Genomic DNA, 17,820 nt, shown 5'->3' with positions numbered 1-17,820 from the left:
ACCAAATGATGGCATAACCCACGCCGGTCTCGCGATAGGGGTCAAATTCTAAGGTTGTCTCGGCACCAGTGAGGAATCACGAGCTCGAAGAAGGTTTATCATCCGTCACATTGAACTTGTACCGAGCCAAAGCGGTAATCTTATCGAGAGCGGCCTCGACGACAGGCGGAATGTCGTCTTCCGACGACGCTTTTGCTGCGATATCGTGGATCAGGTCCAGAACTTCGGTCAACTGCTCAACGGTGGGCTGCTCAATCGACATCGTCTTCTCCTTACAAGGTTGAGAAGACAATCCATTGAAGTTGAGGAATCCCTCAAGCCGGTTCGATAGCGCTTTTTTCAGAGCTGCTGCAAGCGAGCCAATATTTGTTTTGCTTCTGCGACATCGCTAATGACGCCTTCATCCGGCAGAGTGATTTTGAAGGCCGTAATCCAACCGCTTTCCATATCTTGAATGACAGCTCGCAATGCATGCGGAAGATAGCGCCTCCTTGGTCTGTCGGTAGCCCAATGGCCGAGGGCGGGCGTGACTGAGAGTATAACTTCGGTCTGCAGAGAATAGTCCAAACGTCACTCGATTCGGGCATTAGGGCTGAAAAAAACGCTCCTCCGATTATCGGAAATCAGCACAAGTGCAATCCTGAAATGTTCGCCCCCTACTGCTTACAGACCATCCGCGACCACTGCCATATAGCGTCATATGCGGCTTGTCTTCTTTTATGCCGTCGGGAAGAATGGCCGTCTCCGCGTCTGCTTTGTCGAGCCTGTCATGTAGCAACACCGCTTGAGAGGCTTACTGCGATGTTTGCAGAAAGATAGAGTTCTGCCCGGTTCATCTGAGGAAGCTGTTCAGGACGTCATTCCTGTCGGCGCCACGCGGCAGTCAGCTCTTGAATTCTGATGCAATAGAGACCATTTGTCCGGCGATTTCAGTAGGATGGAGATATCAATGACGACAGCAGAAGAGCGGCAGCCCGAGCAACACGTATTTGAAGCCGACGTGAGCCGGCTCCTGCACATGATGGTGCATTCAGTTTACTCGGACAAAGACGTGTTCCTCCGAGAATTGATCTCGAACGCGGCGGATGCCTGCGAAAAGCTGCGGTATGAGTCGATCTCGAAGCCGCAGCTTTCTTCCGATGGGATCCAGCCGGGAATTCTGGTGACGCTTAATGAGGAGGCGCAGACGCTCGTTATCGAGGACAACGGCATCGGCATGAACCGCGACGAGATGATCGACGCGCTTGGCACGATCGCGCGCTCGGGGACAAAAGCGTTCATAGAGCGGCTTGAGGCGGCCAAAGCTGGGGAGAAGGCTGAACTGATCGGACAGTTCGGCGTCGGGTTCTATTCCTCGTTCATGGTTGCTGATCGGGTTGATGTAATCTCCCGCCGTGCCGGCGAGGGCGAAGCCTGGAAATGGTCATCCGACGGTAAGGGAAGCTATGACATCGTCGGTGTCGATGTCGGGCAAGCGCCAGCGCGCGGTACGCGTGTCGTGCTACATCTCATGGAAGATGCGAAGAAATACGCCAGCAAATGGACCGTCGAGAAGATTATCCGTGAACAATCCGGCCACGTGCCTGTTCCTATACGTCTCGTAGAAAAAGAGGGCGCGGAGCCGTCACAGGTGTCCGATGGTGCAGCGCTCTGGGTAAAGCAAAAGAGCGAGATATCCAAGCAGGATTACGACGATTTCTATCGGAGCGTCTCGGGCCAGTACGATGAGCCGCTTGCAAACGTGCATTTCCGCGCTGAGGGACGCCACGAATATACAACGCTTGCCTTCATCCCCGGCTCCCAACCATTTGACCTGTTCGATCCGGACCGACAGGGCCGGATGAAGCTTTACGTGAAGCGCGTCTTCATAACCGACGAAGCCGAGTTGTTACCACGTTACCTGCGGTTCGTGCGTGGCATCGTCGACACCTCGGATCTGCCACTCAACATTTCCCGTGAGATGATCCAGGAAAGTCCCGTGCTTGCCGCTATCAAAAAGGGCGTAACGAGCCGGATACTGTCCGCTCTGGAGAAGATGGCCGAAGGCGAAGCCGAGACGTTTTCCAAGGTATGGGACCTGTTCGGACCCATTCTCAAGGAAGGTATTTACGACGACTTCGAGCGGCGCTCGCAGTTGCTGAAACTGTCGCGCTTCCGTAGTACGGCGTCCAGCGAGGCAACTCGGAGCCTGGCCGACTATCTGACTTCAATGAAGGAGGGCCAGTCGGCGATCTATTACATTAGCGGCTCCAACCTGGATCAACTCAAGTCGTCGCCGCACCTTGAAGGGTTCCGAGCCAAAGGTATCGAAGTCCTTCTGCTTACCGATGGCGTAGACAGTTTCTGGCCACCCAGCGCCCCCGATTTCGAGGGCAAGCCGTTTAAATCGGTTACCCAGGGTCTTGCCGATCTGAACGCTGTGACCGGCGATGGCGGCACTGATGAAGCTGGTCGGCAAGCTTCTCCCGAAGTCGGGGCATTTATCGATTTCGCTCGAAGTGTCCTTGGTGACGAGGTCGATGATGTGCGCGTTTCCGATCGGTTGACCGAAAGCGCGGTGTGCCTCGTCGCGTCGGAACATGGGCCCGATCGCCAGCTCGAAAAGCTCCTCCAAGGGGCAGGGCGGTTGCAGACAGCATCGAAGCCAATCCTGGAGATAAATGCAACGAGCGAGCGTGTTGCAAGCATCGCATCGATCAACGATCAGTCTTTCCGCGAGGATGCGGCGTGGTTGTTGCTTGACGAGGCCCGCATCCTCGACGGGGATAAACCGGCCAATCCCCGCGCGTTTGCCGATCGGCAGGCCAGGTTGTTCGGGCGTGCGATCGGGCACGGCAATTAAATGGTTCCAGGCGAGGTGGTCGTTGGCTGCCTCGCCAAAAGCCTCAGAAGATAAGATCGTGTGCGTGACCGCCGATGTTCGCAATCTTCGGGAATAGACTGGGTTCTTGGTCTAAGACCCTAGTTCATCGCCGTCCGCAATCGATGCACTAGCATCTGATTTTCAGAGAATACTTAGTCTTTGATTGTTCGAGAATTAAGGGCCGGTGGTTCGGCTCCCTTCAAGAGCTTAACCGCCGATCGAAAATCTGGCTACGTTTTTGAAGGGCCATGGTCCTCTTGATCAACTTGTGTAGCGAAAGGCGCGATTAAGTGGTCTCGGGTCATCATCGGCGGCCGGATTTTATTTAGATGAGGGAAGGTGGTTCATAGTGAAGTTTAAAACCAGCTCGTAGGCCGTGCTTCGTCCTCCAGCCTCTCCTTTTCGCAGGATGCCTTTCGTCATCAGGTCTGCGATGTCGCGAGATGCAGTGTCTTGGGATGCGTTCGTTAATTTCGCCCACTTTGTCGATGTGAGCTTGCCCTGGAAATTCCCCTCTAACAGCCGGTTTAGGACCTTGGCTTGCCGCGGATTGAGATCGCTTTCAGCATGCATCTGCCAGAAATCATTTTTCGGCATCACGTTGTCGAGTGTCAGGATAGCCTGGCCAACAGCATCGCCTAGACGATCTATGAACCACTCGATCCAGCTCGTGATGTTGAGGCTATCTTTGCTGGTAATTGATTGCAGGGCTTCATAATACCCGGCGCGGGATCGCTCAATTGCTGCAGACATGGAATAAAGCCGCTGGGCGCCTCCGCCACTGCGTGCAAGCGTCATGTCGGCGATTGCGCGAGTTATGCGGCCGTTGCCATCGCCAAAAGGATGGATGGCGACGAACCAGAGATGGGCGATGGCTGCTTTGATGAGGGGATCCACATCATGCGCTCCGTTAAACCACTGAAGGAAGGCTGACATCTCAGCTTCCACGCGATCCGCTGGCGGAGCAACATAGTGGACTTTCTCGTGTCCGAATGCACCGGAAACAATTTCCATATGGCCGCCAGAATCGTCCCGCCAATCGCCGACGCGAAGTTTATGGCCCCATTCGTTGCGGCCGGTCGGAAAAAGGGCGGCATGCCATTGAAACAGTCGCTCTGCCGTCAGTGGCTTAGCGCAATTGATCGTGGCATCGAGCGTGATATGGACGATTCCTTCAACCGACCGATTTGGCGTCACAAACCCATCGATATTGATACCGAGTCGTCTGGCGAGCGAGGATCGAACCTGTTGCTCATCCAGCTGTTCTCCCTCGATCGCCGACGACTTGACGACGTCGTCCGTTAGCGCGCGTAGAAATGTTGCCTCCCGTGTACGAAAACCAAGGCTCTCGACGCGGCCAATAAGACGCCCTTGGTCAAGGCGGACAGCCGCAATGTTTGATGTAAGGCGATCAATCCGCCACTCAAATTTCGGCCATAGGGCGGACTGCCAGATGTAAGTCATAACCCACGATAAAGCCTATCTACGGAGAATAGCAAGATTTATCTCCGCAAAAAAGCGGAGATTATCGGCCGTAATCTCCGCACTGCTGAAGCTCGGCACGCGAAAACAGTCCTGTTTACGCCGCGCTAGTTTAACGACTCTGGCTAAGAGGACTGATATTCGCTGATCAAATCCTCGTTGAGGCAGTCAGCAAACAGTCTGCATAGGAAAATGCAATCGGATCAGGGATCTAAGAAGATCGATGAGCCTAAGCTTCTGAGATAATGCACGTTTCCATTCGTATGTCGCAAGTTCGTACCCGTTCAAGATGAATGAGGCCGCCTTTTAATGCCGGTACCGCTCTTAGGCGCCGACGAGCGCCCACCTCTTCTTGAGAGAGGTGTGGCTGGCTGGATCTGCTACCGCTTCACTGCGACGCATTTCACCTCCGCAAGCAAGCCTGGATGGGCGAGTTCTGATACGCCAATGCGGGTCCACGCGTATGTCCCTTTAGGGAAGACTTCGTTCTTTGCCGTCCGGAAGATATCCATGTGCTTTGACATCTCCACGTGATAGCTCGTCATCTCCACAACGTCATTGAAGGTGCAGTTTGCGGCCTCAAGAACGATACGGAGATTTTCCCACATGGCGCGAAACTGATCATGCGGGTCCTCAATCACCTGAAGGTCTATGGTGCGGCCGACTTGCCCGACGACGTAGATCGTATCGCCGACCTTAACCGCCGGCGCATATCCCGCTCTTGCAACGATCTCACGCATTTCCTCCGGTATGATGATTTCGCGATCCATTGTTCTGCGCTTCCTATTAGAGAGTGGCGCCCCGTTATAGATGAGCGGCGCCTTGAAATCAGATTCTCTAGGTAGCGCCGAGAAAAATCACTTGCAATAGGAACTGAATGGTTCCATGTGGTTCTCATGGTGAAAAGCACTGAAACATCCCCGTCCGTCGGACGCCCTCGCGAATTCGAACTCGATGACGCAGTTCGCAAGGCAATGAGCGTGTTCTGGGATCGAGGTTATCACGATGCTTCGTTGCCCGACCTGCTCGAAGGCATGGAGCTATCACGAGGGAGCTTCTACAAGGCTTTCGTGGACAAACGGGGCATCTATCTGCGCGCCCTTGACCTTTACATCGACGAAGCCATTCGCAAGGTTGGCGAAATCCTACATTCCAACCCGTCTCCTAAAGCAGCAATAAAGGATGCATTCTCGCGACAGGTCGAAGAATCCTCCGGCAAGGAGGGGCTGCGAGGCTGCTTTGTCGTGTTGTCGGCTGTGGAAATGCTTCCGGCGGATGAAGAGGTTTCCGCTCGGATCGCTCGGCTGTTTCGGCGACTGCAAGATCTCTATGCGGCCGCCATCATAAGAGGTCAAGCGCTGGGCGAGATCAGTGCTGAACTGGACGAGCGGACACTCGCAAGGTTCCTCGTGTGTCAAATCCAAGGAATGAGAGTGTTGGGAAAAGCCGGCGCGGATCGCGACACCACTAAAGCGATGGTCGACTTCGCGCTGAGACCGCTTGGCTGACTTTAATTAGGAACCAAAAGGTTCCAAAATAGCGAATTTGTAAGGTCCGACTGATCGGTCTGCATTCAACATGGAGAGACTTGTGGAACATGTCCGTAATCTTGAGCTCCCCCCTGATCCGCGCAGATGGACGGCGTTGGTCATCCTTTTAACTGGAGCTTTCCTGCCACCGCTCGACTTCTTCATCGTCAATGTTGCGCTGCCTTCGATCCGTCAGGATTTCCATGCCACCGCATCGACAATGCAACTGATTATCTCGGGCTATGCCACAACCTATGCCGTGATGCTGATCACGGGTGGCAGGCTAGGCGACCTCTACGGTCGCCGGAATGTCTTCCTGGTAGGAATGGTCGCTTTCGCGGCCGCCTCCGCCTTATGCGGTTTTGCCTGGTCTCCATCGGTGCTTGTTGTCGGTCGGATCCTTCAGGGATTTGCCGCGGCGATCATGGCGCCGCAGGCTTTGGCATCCATCAATGCAATTTTTCCAGAGCAAGAGAAATCACGGGCTCTCAGTTTTTACGCGCTGACATTCGGTGTCGCATCGATGGCCGGGCTGTTTCTTGGTGGGGCTCTCATTGCGCTCGATATTTTTGGGTTGGGATGGAGGGCCATTTTCCTTATCAACCTTCCGGTGATCGCCATCGCCGCACCGTCGGCGATGATGATGTTGCGAGAGACGCGAGCAGAGCACGCAAGCAAACTGGATCTTGGCGGAGCAGTGCTGATTGCACTCGCGCTCTGTGCGCTGATCTGGCCGCTCATCGAGGGCCGCGAGCATGGCTGGCCCACTTCGGCAATCCTGATGCTTGCCGCCTCCCTTCCGCTTATTTTCCTGTTCTGGCATCACGAGAGGAGGGTAGAGGCGGCTGGAAGAGATCCCATTATCGCTCCGCGCCTGCTTCAGGTGCCGGGACTGAAGCGTGGGCTGCTCTCAGCATTTTTCTTCTATGCCTTCGCGGCCTTCTGGCTGACATTTTCGGTCTATCAACAAGGCGGCCTTGGTCGCACCCCTTTCGAGGCAGGGGTTGCAATCCTTCCTGCTGCTGTCGGCTTCGTTCTGGGGCCATTCGTAAGTGGCCACGTCTTTCGCATTTTCGGCAGGTACTCCACCGCCGCGGGCATGTCTCTGGAAGCCGCCGGATTATTTGGCACAGCAGCTCTCATTTCGTTTGGGGCGCCGGAGTTCCTCTTCGTTGCATTGTTCATCGTTGGTGCCGGACAAGGAATTGCGCTTCCAAATCTCGTAAGAGCAGTCGTCCAGCGGGTGGACCCGACGCAGTCTGGTCTGGCTTCCGGCCTGGTCAATTCGATGCTTCAGATTGGGGGCGCTTTAGCCACAGCCCTAATCGGCGGATTGTTCTTTTCGACCCTGGGCTCATCAACCGATGAGCGATCCATTGGTCATGCCTACAGCATTGCAGCAGTGGCGATCGGTCTTTGTCTACTCGTCGCAGGCTGGCTCTCTGCAGGGCTTGGACCGAAGAAAGAGGTCGTCCGATGAGCGCGAGCCTTGGCGGTTTGATCACCCGCTTTGTCGTTGAGGGAGCGAACGTTTCCGACGGCTCAGCTGCCACTACCGCACAATCATTTCCTCACAAATTGAACCATAACACATCAAGGTAACCTCCCATGGACATCACCCCCAACCTTCCTCTTGCCGGCAAACGAGCGCTTGTGACCGGTGCGGCACGCAGCATCGGTGCTGCCATCGCGCTGAAGCTGGCGGAAGACGGCGCTCACGTTGCGATTACCTACGAGAAGTCGGCCGAAAAAGCGCAAGCTCTCGCCGAAGAGATCCGGGCTCTGGGTCGCAAAGCGGTTGCCATCCAGGCCGACGCGGCCAGGCCCGATACCGCGACCGCCACTATCGACCGGACTGTCACAGAACTCGGCGGCCTCGACATCCTGGTCAACAATGCCGGCGTTCTGTTCGCTGGTGATTTTGCCACACAACCGTTCGAAGAGATCCAACGGCAGCTGGACGTCAATGTTCGCGGCGTCTTTTTGACGACACAGGCGGCGCTCAAACACATCCCAAATGGTGGCCGCATCATCAGTACCGGCAGTAACGCGGGCCTGGCTGTCCCGTTTGCGGGGATCGCGGTCTATGCAGCGACCAAATCGGCACTTGAGAGCTTTACGCGCGGTCTCGCTCGCGAACTGGGGCCGCGGGAAATAACCGTCAATCTGGTTAGGCCGGGCCCAATTGACACCGACATGAACCCTGCCGATGGCGCACTGGCACCTGCTATCCTGCCAAGCCTGTCGATTGCCCGCTACGGTCGGACCAGAGAAGTCGCAGAGGTCGTGGCTTTCCTCGCTGGGCCGGGCGCAGGCTATATCACCGGCTCGGGCATTCTTGTCGACGGCGGCATAAGCGCCTGAGCGTCAGGCGACGCGAGACCTGTCGCCTGTGAAGTTCGTCTCATAGCGAAATTGGAGATATACATGAACTATACGCGCCTTGGAAATACCGGCCTTGAGGTTTCGCGCCTCGGCCTTGGATGCATGAGCTACGGGGAGCCCGATCGCGGCAGCCACGCCTGGACGTTGCCAGAAGAGCAGAGCCGGCCATTTATCCGCAGGGCGATCGAACTCGGGATCAACTTCTTCGATACCGCCAATGTCTACTCGGACGGGACGAGCGAGGAAATTCTCGGCCGTGCGATCAGAGACTACGTAGCCAGAGACGACGTCGTCATCGCCACCAAAGTCAACGGCCGAATGAAGCCTGGACCAAATGGCGCCGGCCTCTCCCGAAAAGCAATTTTTTCGGAGATCGACGCAAGCCTGAAGCGGCTGGGCACCGACTATGTCGACCTTTACCAAATCCATCGGTTCGACCATCAAACCCCGATCGAGGAAACCCTGGAAGCCCTGCATGACGTCGTCAAGGCAGGCAAAGCCCGTTACATCGGCGCTTCCTCCATGTACGCGTGGCAATTCTCCAAAATGCTTTCTGTCTCACAGGCGAACGGATGGACAAAGTTCGTCTCAATGCAGAACCACCTGAATCTGCTTTACCGCGAGGAAGAAAGGGAAATGCTTCCGCTCTGCAAATCGGAGGGTATCGGCGTCATTCCTTGGAGCCCGCTTGCGCGCGGCCGCCTGACCCGCGACTGCAGGGAGCAAAGCGAGCGCTCCCAAACCGATGAGTTGGGTAACGGCCTTTACACTCGCACGACAGCGGACGCCGACCGACGCGTGGTCGAGGCGGTAGCAAAGATCGCGCAGAAGAGGGAGGTACCACGGGCACAGATTGCACTCGCATGGCTCCTATCGAAATCCGAAATCTCGGCGCCCATAATCGGGGCGACCAAATTGCATCACCTGGATGACGCTGCCGCTGCGCTGGGCTTCAGGCTCACCGCTGAAGAAATACAAACCCTTGAGGTCAACTACATTCCCCACTCTGTGGTGGGGTTTTTCTGATCGCTTGGCGTTTTCGCCCGGGTCGCCGGGAGCGTTTACCCACGACTGAGACGCTTCCTAACCATCAAATATTCGCTGGTCTTTGAATCCAGCTTACGCAGAGAAGGAATGAATATGTTCGGAATAACACCGCTCGGCTGGCTTCACACGTTAGGAAGCCTTCCTGCAATACCCGCAGCCGCCTACATGATTTTTCGATTTGGACGTATCAAGCCGGACAGCGTGCCAGGATACATATATTTCGTATGCATGCTGGTCGGCAGCTTGACAATTTTCCTCGTGGCTAAGGCACCTGTCAGCCCTGCGATCGCGCTTGTTACCTTGCTGTGTCTGCTTGGTGGCTACGCAGCCAACAAGCTCGTCTTTCTGGGGCGCCTTCGGAATTATATCGAGACGATACTCTTGAGCCTGACTGTCTTCTTGCTGATGGTCCCATCTGTTTCCGAGACCTTGAGACGCGTGCCCGACGGTCATCCGTTTGTCGCGGACCCAAATTCGGTTGTGTTAAAGGGTGCCGTCGGGACCATAGCGGCCATTTTTGTATTGGGTCTTGCGGTTCAGATCTATAATTTTGCCCGTCTCGGCGATCGTGCCCGGTGAGATAGGGTTTGCGCGCATGCCATAGTCCTCGCTACATCAGGAAACGCGTCGCGCGAAGATCTGCAGGTCGCCTCAGCCACTTCATGTCACATCCCGCTCGTCCATCTCAGATCCTTCATTACGCAAAAAAACTGCGGAGCGAGCCTTCAACCAGCCATCGAAGATAGGGGAAGACAGTTTTTTTCGATAAACTTAAGGACGGCAGCGTAGGGCATGGGCCGGCCGTAAAGGTAGCCTTGGGCTGTCCGGCATCCGAGTGCAAGTAGAGCATCTTCCTGAGCACTCGTTTCGATGCCTTCCGCGACCGTCTCAAGGCCTAGGTCGCAACCCAGACCGATCAACGCTTTTGCGATCGCGGCGTCACGAGGCTTATCTAGAATGTGCTGAATAAATCCCCGGTCAATTTTCAACGTGGTGAGCGGATAGCGCTGCAATGAGCGCCTTGCCGGAGTAAACAACGTGACCATTGCAGTTATCGCTTATGATGCCCTCGGTTCGGCGCCGGTGCATGTCGGCTCTCGAAAGAGGCGGAAATGGCCTTAGCTTCGCCTGTCCTGGGTGACGGCGGTCCACCTCCCATCAAGAGCGCGAAAAGATTTCGTCAGTGCCGAAGCGCAGGAGGTGGCTGCTCCGCCCCGATTGCCCGCATGGGCGGCGCAGACGCCGATTGGCTTTTCGTGATGCAAGAAGGATCGGGGCGCTCCTCTCGTCGACCTCTTCTGGCCATGTCGCTTAGAATGTTGGTTAGATGGAGTTGGTCCTCATCACGCACCTCTCACCAGCATAGTCCCTCAGGACTTATCACTGACCGCGCCACCAATTCGGTCTGATTGGTGACTTTCTTCAGAAGGTGCGTTCTTTGCAGCGGTGAAGCTTGCGGCAGCTGCCATGACCATAGCGAAGATTGCGAGAGCCGAGACGCTTCCACCGACATCCCATAGCAGCCCGAAGATCGGCGCTCCAACGGTTTGACCGATAGCAACAATGAGAAACGGCACACTCAGCCCTAGTGCAGGGTGTCTGCTGTAGATCGATACACCCCAGATGAGAAGGGCACCCGTTGCGACGATGTAGCCTAAGCCGAACAAACCGAGAGCGATGAAGGCGAGGGGGGAGTAACCAATCGCTGCTGCAAGGATCGCGATGGCTAAACCCATCACTGCGACCGCAAGGCGGTAAACAAAAGGAAGTCCGAGATGCTGCACAAGTGACCCCGTTGATGATCCTCCTATGCCGACCACTCCGAGTACAATCCAGCTTAAAGCGATTTGATACCTGGAGAAGTCCACTTCATCCTGCATTACGTTTGCGCCGAATGTCCATACTGCGGTGCTAGCAAAGCCGACGATGAACGAGCCAGCCGTGAGATTGTGTGCGCCCGGAACCTGAGCGTCACCCCAATGCAATTTTTCTGCGACGTTTTTGCTGTTTCGAGGCGGGATCGTCCAGGAAAGCCAGAAAGTTATTATTAATCCGAGACCAGCAAACGCCGCATAAAGCGCGCGCCAGCTACCATAAAATGCGAGCGCCGCTGCGCCTGAAATTACTATCCCTACTGCAGTCCCCGAATTGATGAGGCCATTGGCCTTGTGCTGATCAGGATGGGAAAGAGTTATTGCCACCGCTGATGCGAGCGGAGGTGACGTCAATCCGGTGCTAAGGCCCCCAAGTGCCATGCCGAAGCCTAGGCTCCAAACTGACCACGACACGGCGATTATTGCCATTGCGACAGTCGCGCACGAGCCTGCCAATACGGTGATGTATCGCTCGCCGAACCGGTCGACTAAGGTGAACGCCAAAACAACCCCGAGGCAATACGATGCAAAGGCCAACCCGCCGATCCAGCCACCTGCCATTGCACTCAAATCAAGGTCAGCCCGGATCGAAGGCAGCAGAAGGCCATACGCAAACCTCGTCAACCCGTAGGTGAGGGCTGTGAGGGCGAAGGCCGCAGCCACCATGTTTGCGCGTCCGATCATGGCCTATGCTCCAGACGTGCTCGTACCAAAAGCGCCGCTGCCTCTTTCGCGGTCTCAAGAGTGATTGGTCCTCTCAAGCTTAACAACGCCGTCGCGCCTTCAAACAAAAGCGAGATCTGCATTGCTAGATCCGCGTCAGGACTACCGAGTGCTATCTCCACACGCCGTCCGATTTCAGTTTCAAATTGTTGTTTATGATCGTGGACGACGGCGGTGATCTCCGCGTTTACGGCGGCGTATTCGCCGTGGGCGCGCAAAAACATACAGCCGGAATTAATATGATCATCTGTCCACCTACGCTGGATATCGAAAAGCTGCCCTACAGGGTCGGAAGGATCCGCCTCCCTCAACAATGCCATGAAGGCGAGATGCCTGTGCTTTAGGACCTCAACCACGAGACCATCCCGAGACCCGAAATGCTTATAAAGGGTTCGTGTCGATGCTCCCGATTGGGCGAGGATTTTGTCGACCCCAATTCCTCGAAACCCTTCGGCTTCGAACGCTCGCTCCGCGCCTCCTATAATCGCTTGCTGCTTTTTCATGACGTTGATGTAAAGCGATCGTTTTACATGTCAAGTAATGGTTAACAGCGAGGTATTATTTTGACCTCCATCGCTGCAACTAGAAAAGTTGGCGGCATTAGGGACCGGGAGATCGGGCCAAGATCGAAGACTTCGATTGATCTATTGCGGTTAGGCATATGTGGGTACGGAGGTTGAGGCCACACTCCGTGACAGGTGACGGCTGAACCGAAGGCGCCGCGCCGATAGTCTATCGTGCGCTGTGATATTTCGTTCACGCACGGCCTTCAGAGCCGGGGTCGCTGTTGAAGATCTGGAATGACTGTCATTTGAATGACTGGGTCGAAAGTGCTATTATAGTTCAAGAGCTCTCTTAGGTTAATCTTATCAGGAGGGGCTTGATCGCCGGCCGGCTCAGTGGCCAGCGAACTTGTAGCCGAATACTGCTGCGTCTCCCGCCCCCATTAGGTGACGTTCGCGACCAATCAACATCCTGAGCCAGCCCCACTTCTCGCCATGCAATTCGCCTCAAATCTAATCGTCGGTATAGATCCGGTGCATTGTCTCCGCGGCGGCTTTCTCGACAGGGATTTCGAAAAATATGTCCGGATTGCTCGCCAAGGCCCGGAACGTTCGCTCGATCAAGTCGTCTTTTTCGGGGCCAGTGAGATGGTAACGTGCCGCGTAGCGGCCAAGTAGCGTTCGCAATATCCGCATGTCGCTTTCGGAAAGATCCCGGCTTCTTCCATCCATGTCTTCCTCCCTGATTTCACCGTTTGTGGATGCCGGCCCGTATCTGCTTTCTTGAATGTGTCAGTGCTTAACTCGGAGAGATAATTTCGAGGGTCTTTGACATCAAGGAGCCGCTTCAACTGCGGCATGTCACATCGCGCCTTAGCGGGTCGGCACCTTGATTATCATCCTCTAAAACACACCTATCGGCTTGGAGCTCTTGTCTTTGGAGGAAAGATGGTAGCGGAACCCTATACGGCCGACGATCCCGAAACCCGCCTGGCGCTGTTCGACTTTGCCTTCGAGAACGCCCCCATAGGGATCGCCCTGGTCGATCTGGAGGGACGCATCATTCGCGGCAATGCCGCTTTCGCCAAGCTTCTGTCACTGCCTTTAGAGAAGGTGCTCGGGACGCATTTCAGGGACTTTACCCATCCAGAGGATATCGAGGCAGATCTGATCCTATTTAAGCAGGTCCTGCAAGGAAGGCGGGACGGCTACACGATCGAGAAGCGTTACCTGCGGCCTTTCGGAGAGATTGTCCACGTCCTGATCCACGTGGCCGCGATGCGCGATGCTGAAGGGCGTGTCGTACGCTTCATTTCGCAGATCGAGGATATCACCCGACACAAGGACCATGAGCGTCAGCTCGCCGAGCGCGCAGCGCAGCTTGAGCTCGCGCTTGAAGCCGTCCGTGGCGGCTTCTGGCAAATGGATATCCTCACAGGCAAATTCGAGACCTCGGATCGACTGGCTCAATTCATCGGTGGGCCCACTGCTGCGCGGCTCGACCTTGAGCGCTACGTCAACAGAGTCAACGTGAACGACGGCGCCCAGGCCGATCTGACGCCGCTAATTGCCGGAAAGCTCGATCAGAATGTTGCCGAGTATCGTCTCGACACCGTTCATGGCGAACGTTGGATGCGTTGTGATCGGCGGCTGTTGCGTGATAGCGACGGGCGTCCGGTCAAGATCGTCGGAATGGCAATCGACTTTACCGAAGATCGACGCCGGATCGAGATGCTGGAGGAGACGGCGCGCACGGACGCGTTGACTGGGCTGCTGAACCGTCGTGGGCTGTCGATCGAGTTCGCGGCTTTGCAGTCTGCCGAAGGCTTTGCTGTCCTTGCGCTCGACCTCGATGGGTTCAAGGAGGTGAACGATGCTCATGGTCATGCGATGGGAGATATCGTCCTGCAGACTGCAGCTGCGCGCTTGACCTCAGCCGTCAGGGACCATGATCTCGTGGCACGGACAGGTGGGGATGAATTTGTCGTGGTCGTCGCGGGCGATCGTTCCGTAGGAGAGGCTGCGGCGGAGCGAATTCTCGCGCGGATGAGGGAGCCTATTGCGATTTCCGATGAAATCGCCGATGTCCGCGCGAGCATTGGGGGAATTTGGGCGGGTGAAAAGCGTGACATTTCCGAGCTTCTTAGGGAGGCCGATGCGCTCCTTTACGATGCGAAGGCGGCCGGCAAGGATGTCGTCAGATTTCAGTCGGCTTCCGGGGCGATGCGTTGACGTGATCAGCATCTTCGCCCACACCTCCAAACGTATCCGCTTGATTGGGCGTCGGTTCCGGTGCGGGAGGGCCAGACCTTGATCGCTGTGCTCGGCGGGCTGTAAGGTCGTTGTATCGAGACCTGAGCTCTGACATCTCGTACTCGCCGCTGATCCAAAGATCGACTAAGGCCAGAAATTCGGGGTCACTGTCGATAGGCATTCCCCGCAATAGTGCCTTGGTGCGCACCCGATCAAAAATCGTTCGCCGTCTGTCCCTGTCGGTCGCCAACCTACATCTCCGGTGGTGTTGAGAGCGTCTAGAGGAAGACCGAGAGACCTTCCGTACTGACGACATAGATGAACTCTTCCCATGCCTCATGGGCAGAAGCGAAAGATTCATTCCATTCGGTGATCTGGTCTTCTAGGCTGGTTACCTCCATCCGCCAATCATCACTGCCTGAAGGGCGGAAGATTTCCACAACGACGGTGATGCCGCCTTCAGTGTAACGGCCGGAGAGCTCTGAGCATTTGGATAGCGGCTGATGTTGGTTCATTGTGTCACTGAAGATATTGGCGCATGGCCGATAATATGTTTTGCCTACGAGCTTGTAAGACGAAAGAGAACTCAGCTGAGCTCTCCCGTCTCAGTGTGGCCGTTGTGAACGTCTCGCGGACCCGGATCCGTTCAAGACAAATGAGGTGGCTGCCCCAGGGATCCTTGGAGGTGTTCATAAGTGGGAGCGGCACGAGGCAGAAGCCTCGATGCAACGTCGAACTCGATATCAGGTGTGACTTCCGGTCAGACTGTTCGCTCCCACATTTCCTGTGCGGCTGAATGCGGGAAGCGTCTGAGCAACAGAGCTGGAACAGTTGACCATGCCGCGAGTTCCTGACGGGCTGACGGCGGATGATTGCTCTGACGAGATCAGGGCTACGACCGACCGCAAATTGGGAGAGACCGCAGATGAAAGGTCTTACTTGGCATGGCAGCGGCGACATACGCTGCGAAGCGGTAGACGATCCGGTCACCCAAGACGATCGCGACGCGATCATCAAGGTGACCAGCTGCGCGATCTGCGGGTCGGTTCTTCACCTCTACGGCGGTTTCGTCCCCGGGATGCATGCGGGGGACGTGATGGGCCACGACCCATGGGTGAGGTGGTCGAGGTCGGGCGGGGAGGCTTCCAGGCTCAAGGTCGGTGAAGGTGTGGTTGTGCCCTTCACCATTGCCTGTGGAGAATGTCGGCAGTGTAAATGGGGTCAGTTTTCGCTTTGCGAGCGTTCGAATCCATCCGGCGCGATGCAGGCCAAGCAAATCGGTTATCCAACGGCTGGGCTGTTCGGTTATTCCGAAAATGTACGGCCGCTTCCGGGGCGGACAAGCGCAGTATCTTCGCGTTCCTTATGCCGGTGTTGGCCCGATTGTTGTCCTAACGGCCTGATCGACGAACAGGTCCTGTTCCTCTCCGACATTTTTCCAACCGGCTACATGGCCGCCGAAAACTGCGACATCAAGCAAGGGCAGACGGTTGCCGTATTCGGCTGCGGGCCGGTCGGCCTGTTTGCAATCAGATCGGCTTTTCTGCTTGGCGCTGAACGGGTCATTGCCATTGACACCGTGCCGGAACGACTAGCCCTTGCCCGAGCCTCCGGTGCGGAAACGCTCGATTATACCGCTGAAGATTTGCAGGAGCGTATTCTCGTGATCATCAATGGGCTTGGACCGGATGCCGTGAGGCAGTCGGGATGGAAAGCCATGAGGCGGGTGGCGTGATGGAGACCCTCCAGACAAAGCTGACGTCAAACCGAACGGCCTTACGCCCTCAGCCAAGCGGTCCTCGCCTGCCGGCCTGGCGGGACGGTTTCGGTCCCCGGTGTATTCGTGGGTCCAGCAGTTCCAGTACCTCTTGGAGCCGTCGTGGGCAAAGGTCTAACGCTGAAGACAGGCCAGACCCATGTGCAACGGTATCTCGAGCCGCTGTTGAACCCGATTGTGGAGGGCAAAATCGATCCGTCTTTCCTCATCACCCACCGCATAGGCCTCGAAGAGGGACCGGAGGCATACAAGACTTTTCGGGACAAGGCGGACGGCTGCGTCAAAGTTGTCACCCGGCCGAATGGATAGCTCGCGGCATGGCGTCTTCCATTCAGTTTGTGCACGCGTATTTGACGCCATCTGGAGAGCTGGGATTTTTCTAGCATCGGTGAAATGCTGCCTATGCAAAGAACCACCCGGGCCGGAGGAAACATGTTTCCGCCCGGCCTCGGAGTCTGAAGTATTAAATCATGATCTCGCCGCCGGTGACCGGAATGACGGCGCCGGTCATATAGCTCCCAAGCTCGGAAGCTAGGAGGACATAGGCGCCAGCCAGTTCGGCGGGTTGGCCGGCGCGGCCGATCAAGGTCTGTTGCCCGAACTTGGCGGCTTTTTCAGCTGGCATGGTTGACGGAATAAGGGGCGTCCAGATTGGGCCAGGAGCGACGGCATTTACGCGGATGCCTTTTTCAGCGAGCATTTCGGCAAGGCCGGCCGTGAAGTTGGAAACGGCGCCCTTGGTGGATGCGTATGCCAGAAGCTGCGGCGATGGCTGTCGCGACTGGATGGAGGTCGTGTTGATGATCGCACTTCCAGGTTTCATATGCGAAGCGGCGGCCTTAGCTAGAAAGAACGGCGCATAGATATTCGTTCGGAAGGTCGTGTCCCACTCATCAGCAGATATATCGGCGATATCACCGTAGGTGCGCTGAAAAGCAGCGTTGTTGACCAGGATGTCGATCCCGCCGAGCTCATCGACCGCGCGCGCGACGAGCTCCTGGCAATGGTCTTCCGATGTGATGTCCCCGGCGATGACAAGCGCCTTACGGCCGGCGTCCTCGACCCATTTGGCGGTGTCGGCCGCATCGTCGTCTTCGTTGAGATAGGAGATCAGGACATCGGCGCCTTCACGCGCGAAAGCAATGGCGACGGCCTTGCCAATCCCGGAATCGGCGCCGGTGATCAGCGCCACCTTGCCCTCAAGTCTTCCATTGCCGCGATAGGATTTCTCGCCGTGATCCGGGACGGGTTTCATTGAAGCGGTTTTGCCCGGCGGCTCTTGCTGCTGTTCCGGATAGGGTGGGTTCGGGCGTCGGCGTTCTTCGGTCATGATCTTCCTCCAGTTGAATGAGGAGGCTTAACCGTTGGGATCGGTAACTGTTCC

Annotated in this window: 19 protein-coding genes; 9 read left to right on the top strand and 10 right to left on the bottom strand. The window is 56.2% G+C overall.

Features of this window, described 5'->3' with window-relative positions; translation table 11 throughout:
• Positions 1 to 76 precede the first annotated feature (76 nt).
• Positions 77 to 262 (bottom strand): hypothetical protein, encoded by a 186-nt coding sequence (locus MRBLMR1_RS10795; protein WP_148144982.1) that lies wholly within the window; start codon positions 260 to 262, stop codon positions 77 to 79.
• 77 nt (positions 263 to 339) lie between these two features.
• On the bottom strand, positions 340 to 567 hold the full coding sequence (locus MRBLMR1_RS10790; RefSeq protein WP_148144983.1) for a hypothetical protein: 228 nt from the start codon (positions 565 to 567) through the stop codon (positions 340 to 342).
• Positions 568 to 949: 382 nt separating this feature from the next.
• Between MRBLMR1_RS10790 and htpG the strand changes: the two genes are divergently transcribed.
• Positions 950 to 2,842 (top strand): molecular chaperone HtpG, encoded by a 1,893-nt coding sequence (gene htpG / locus MRBLMR1_RS10785; protein WP_500064573.1) that lies wholly within the window; start codon positions 950 to 952, stop codon positions 2,840 to 2,842.
• Between the two features lie 342 nt (positions 2,843 to 3,184).
• Here htpG and MRBLMR1_RS10780 read toward each other — a convergent pair whose 3' ends face one another.
• Positions 3,185 to 4,327, bottom strand: a complete 1,143-nt coding sequence (locus tag MRBLMR1_RS10780) for a Fic family protein (protein ID WP_500064571.1) — start codon at positions 4,325 to 4,327, stop codon at positions 3,185 to 3,187.
• 398 nt (positions 4,328 to 4,725) lie between these two features.
• On the bottom strand, positions 4,726 to 5,115 hold the full coding sequence (locus tag MRBLMR1_RS10775; RefSeq protein WP_148148678.1) for a RidA family protein: 390 nt from the start codon (positions 5,113 to 5,115) through the stop codon (positions 4,726 to 4,728).
• A 126-nt stretch (positions 5,116 to 5,241) separates the two neighbouring features.
• Here MRBLMR1_RS10775 and MRBLMR1_RS10770 point away from each other — a divergent pair, with 126 nt between their 5' ends.
• The 5 genes from MRBLMR1_RS10770 to MRBLMR1_RS10750 all read left to right on the top strand — a co-directional run bounded on the left by MRBLMR1_RS10770 (position 5,242) and on the right by MRBLMR1_RS10750 (position 9,885).
• On the top strand, positions 5,242 to 5,853 hold the full coding sequence (locus tag MRBLMR1_RS10770) for a TetR/AcrR family transcriptional regulator (protein WP_500064569.1): 612 nt from the start codon (positions 5,242 to 5,244) through the stop codon (positions 5,851 to 5,853).
• 70 nt (positions 5,854 to 5,923) lie between these two features.
• Entirely contained in the window at positions 5,924 to 7,354 is a 1,431-nt protein-coding gene (locus tag MRBLMR1_RS10765) for an MFS transporter (RefSeq protein WP_500064567.1), read from the top strand.
• Between the two features lie 128 nt (positions 7,355 to 7,482).
• The gene (locus MRBLMR1_RS10760) at positions 7,483 to 8,238 is read left to right on the top strand and encodes an SDR family NAD(P)-dependent oxidoreductase (protein ID WP_148148676.1); all 756 of its coding nucleotides are present in this window, start codon (positions 7,483 to 7,485) and stop codon (positions 8,236 to 8,238) included.
• A gap of 63 nt (positions 8,239 to 8,301) precedes the next feature.
• Positions 8,302 to 9,285: an aldo/keto reductase gene (locus MRBLMR1_RS10755; RefSeq protein WP_500064564.1), complete on the top strand. Its 984-nt coding sequence runs from the start codon at positions 8,302 to 8,304 to the stop codon at positions 9,283 to 9,285.
• A gap of 114 nt (positions 9,286 to 9,399) precedes the next feature.
• Complete coding sequence (locus tag MRBLMR1_RS10750) at positions 9,400 to 9,885, top strand: hypothetical protein (protein ID WP_500064666.1); 486 nt, start codon at positions 9,400 to 9,402, stop codon at positions 9,883 to 9,885.
• Between the two features lie 146 nt (positions 9,886 to 10,031).
• Here MRBLMR1_RS10750 and MRBLMR1_RS10745 read toward each other — a convergent pair whose 3' ends face one another.
• The 4 genes from MRBLMR1_RS10745 to MRBLMR1_RS10730 all read right to left on the bottom strand — a co-directional run bounded on the left by MRBLMR1_RS10745 (position 10,032) and on the right by MRBLMR1_RS10730 (position 13,138).
• Positions 10,032 to 10,352, bottom strand: coding sequence for an EAL domain-containing protein (locus MRBLMR1_RS10745; RefSeq protein ID WP_206827415.1), 321 nt, complete (start codon positions 10,350 to 10,352; stop codon positions 10,032 to 10,034).
• A 324-nt stretch (positions 10,353 to 10,676) separates the two neighbouring features.
• Positions 10,677 to 11,864 (bottom strand): MFS transporter, encoded by a 1,188-nt coding sequence (locus MRBLMR1_RS10740; protein ID WP_500064562.1) that lies wholly within the window; start codon positions 11,862 to 11,864, stop codon positions 10,677 to 10,679.
• Positions 11,861 to 12,406, bottom strand: a complete 546-nt coding sequence (locus MRBLMR1_RS10735) for a TetR/AcrR family transcriptional regulator (protein WP_500064560.1) — start codon at positions 12,404 to 12,406, stop codon at positions 11,861 to 11,863. Before MRBLMR1_RS10735 ends, MRBLMR1_RS10740 begins: the two co-directional genes overlap by 4 nt.
• A 513-nt stretch (positions 12,407 to 12,919) precedes the next feature.
• Positions 12,920 to 13,138, bottom strand: coding sequence for a hypothetical protein (locus tag MRBLMR1_RS10730; protein ID WP_148148672.1), 219 nt, complete (start codon positions 13,136 to 13,138; stop codon positions 12,920 to 12,922).
• Between the two features lie 216 nt (positions 13,139 to 13,354).
• On the opposite strand from MRBLMR1_RS10730, the gene MRBLMR1_RS10725 reads away from it, so the two are divergent.
• On the top strand, positions 13,355 to 14,638 hold the full coding sequence (locus tag MRBLMR1_RS10725; protein ID WP_206827418.1) for a sensor domain-containing diguanylate cyclase: 1,284 nt from the start codon (positions 13,355 to 13,357) through the stop codon (positions 14,636 to 14,638).
• Positions 14,639 to 14,937: 299 nt separating this feature from the next.
• Here MRBLMR1_RS10725 and MRBLMR1_RS10720 read toward each other — a convergent pair whose 3' ends face one another.
• A complete protein-coding gene (locus MRBLMR1_RS10720; protein WP_206827419.1) occupies positions 14,938 to 15,174 on the bottom strand; it encodes a hypothetical protein in 237 nt (78 codons plus the stop codon).
• A gap of 410 nt (positions 15,175 to 15,584) precedes the next feature.
• On the opposite strand from MRBLMR1_RS10720, the gene MRBLMR1_RS10715 reads away from it, so the two are divergent.
• Both MRBLMR1_RS10715 and MRBLMR1_RS10710 read left to right on the top strand, forming a co-directional pair.
• A complete protein-coding gene (locus tag MRBLMR1_RS10715; RefSeq protein WP_500064557.1) occupies positions 15,585 to 16,394 on the top strand; it encodes an alcohol dehydrogenase catalytic domain-containing protein in 810 nt (269 codons plus the stop codon).
• Positions 16,395 to 16,538: 144 nt separating this feature from the next.
• Positions 16,539 to 16,745 (top strand): hypothetical protein, encoded by a 207-nt coding sequence (locus MRBLMR1_RS10710; protein WP_500064555.1) that lies wholly within the window; start codon positions 16,539 to 16,541, stop codon positions 16,743 to 16,745.
• Positions 16,746 to 16,899: 154 nt separating this feature from the next.
• Here the strand turns inward: MRBLMR1_RS10710 and MRBLMR1_RS10705 are convergent, their stop codons facing one another.
• Entirely contained in the window at positions 16,900 to 17,766 is an 867-nt protein-coding gene (locus tag MRBLMR1_RS10705; protein WP_183688111.1) for an SDR family oxidoreductase, read from the bottom strand.
• Between the last annotated feature and the right edge of the window lie 54 nt (positions 17,767 to 17,820).

Origin of the sequence: Neorhizobium sp. LMR1-1-1.1 (assembly GCF_040675795.1) — a bacterium.
In the GTDB taxonomy this organism is placed as follows: Bacteria; Pseudomonadota; Alphaproteobacteria; order Rhizobiales; family Rhizobiaceae; genus Neorhizobium; species Neorhizobium cellulosilyticum.
Note: the sequence above shows the minus strand (reverse complement) of the source record. Positions and strands in the feature narration are given on the sequence as shown.

Bases quoted from the DNA above. Each gene is read 5' to 3' on its own strand.
- MRBLMR1_RS10795 (WP_148144982.1), bottom strand. From the start codon at position 262: ATGTCGATTGAGCAGCCCACCGTTGAGCAGTTGACCGAAGTTCTGGAC.
- htpG (WP_500064573.1), top strand. From the start codon at position 950: ATGACGACAGCAGAAGAGCGGCAGCCCGAGCAACACGTATTTGAAGCC.
- MRBLMR1_RS10780 (WP_500064571.1), bottom strand. From the start codon at position 4,327: ATGACTTACATCTGGCAGTCCGCCCTATGGCCGAAATTTGAGTGGCGG.
- MRBLMR1_RS10775 (WP_148148678.1), bottom strand. From the start codon at position 5,115: ATGGATCGCGAAATCATCATACCGGAGGAAATGCGTGAGATCGTTGCA.
- MRBLMR1_RS10770 (WP_500064569.1), top strand. From the start codon at position 5,242: ATGGTGAAAAGCACTGAAACATCCCCGTCCGTCGGACGCCCTCGCGAA.
- MRBLMR1_RS10765 (WP_500064567.1), top strand. From the start codon at position 5,924: ATGGAGAGACTTGTGGAACATGTCCGTAATCTTGAGCTCCCCCCTGAT.
- MRBLMR1_RS10760 (WP_148148676.1), top strand. From the start codon at position 7,483: ATGGACATCACCCCCAACCTTCCTCTTGCCGGCAAACGAGCGCTTGTG.
- MRBLMR1_RS10755 (WP_500064564.1), top strand. From the start codon at position 8,302: ATGAACTATACGCGCCTTGGAAATACCGGCCTTGAGGTTTCGCGCCTC.
- MRBLMR1_RS10750 (WP_500064666.1), top strand. From the start codon at position 9,400: ATGTTCGGAATAACACCGCTCGGCTGGCTTCACACGTTAGGAAGCCTT.
- MRBLMR1_RS10745 (WP_206827415.1), bottom strand. From the start codon at position 10,352: ATGGTCACGTTGTTTACTCCGGCAAGGCGCTCATTGCAGCGCTATCCG.
- MRBLMR1_RS10740 (WP_500064562.1), bottom strand. From the start codon at position 11,864: ATGATCGGACGCGCAAACATGGTGGCTGCGGCCTTCGCCCTCACAGCC.
- MRBLMR1_RS10735 (WP_500064560.1), bottom strand. From the start codon at position 12,406: ATGAAAAAGCAGCAAGCGATTATAGGAGGCGCGGAGCGAGCGTTCGAA.
- MRBLMR1_RS10730 (WP_148148672.1), bottom strand. From the start codon at position 13,138: ATGGATGGAAGAAGCCGGGATCTTTCCGAAAGCGACATGCGGATATTG.
- MRBLMR1_RS10725 (WP_206827418.1), top strand. From the start codon at position 13,355: ATGGTAGCGGAACCCTATACGGCCGACGATCCCGAAACCCGCCTGGCG.
- MRBLMR1_RS10720 (WP_206827419.1), bottom strand. From the start codon at position 15,174: ATGAACCAACATCAGCCGCTATCCAAATGCTCAGAGCTCTCCGGCCGT.
- MRBLMR1_RS10715 (WP_500064557.1), top strand. From the start codon at position 15,585: ATGAAAGGTCTTACTTGGCATGGCAGCGGCGACATACGCTGCGAAGCG.
- MRBLMR1_RS10705 (WP_183688111.1), bottom strand. From the start codon at position 17,766: ATGACCGAAGAACGCCGACGCCCGAACCCACCCTATCCGGAACAGCAG.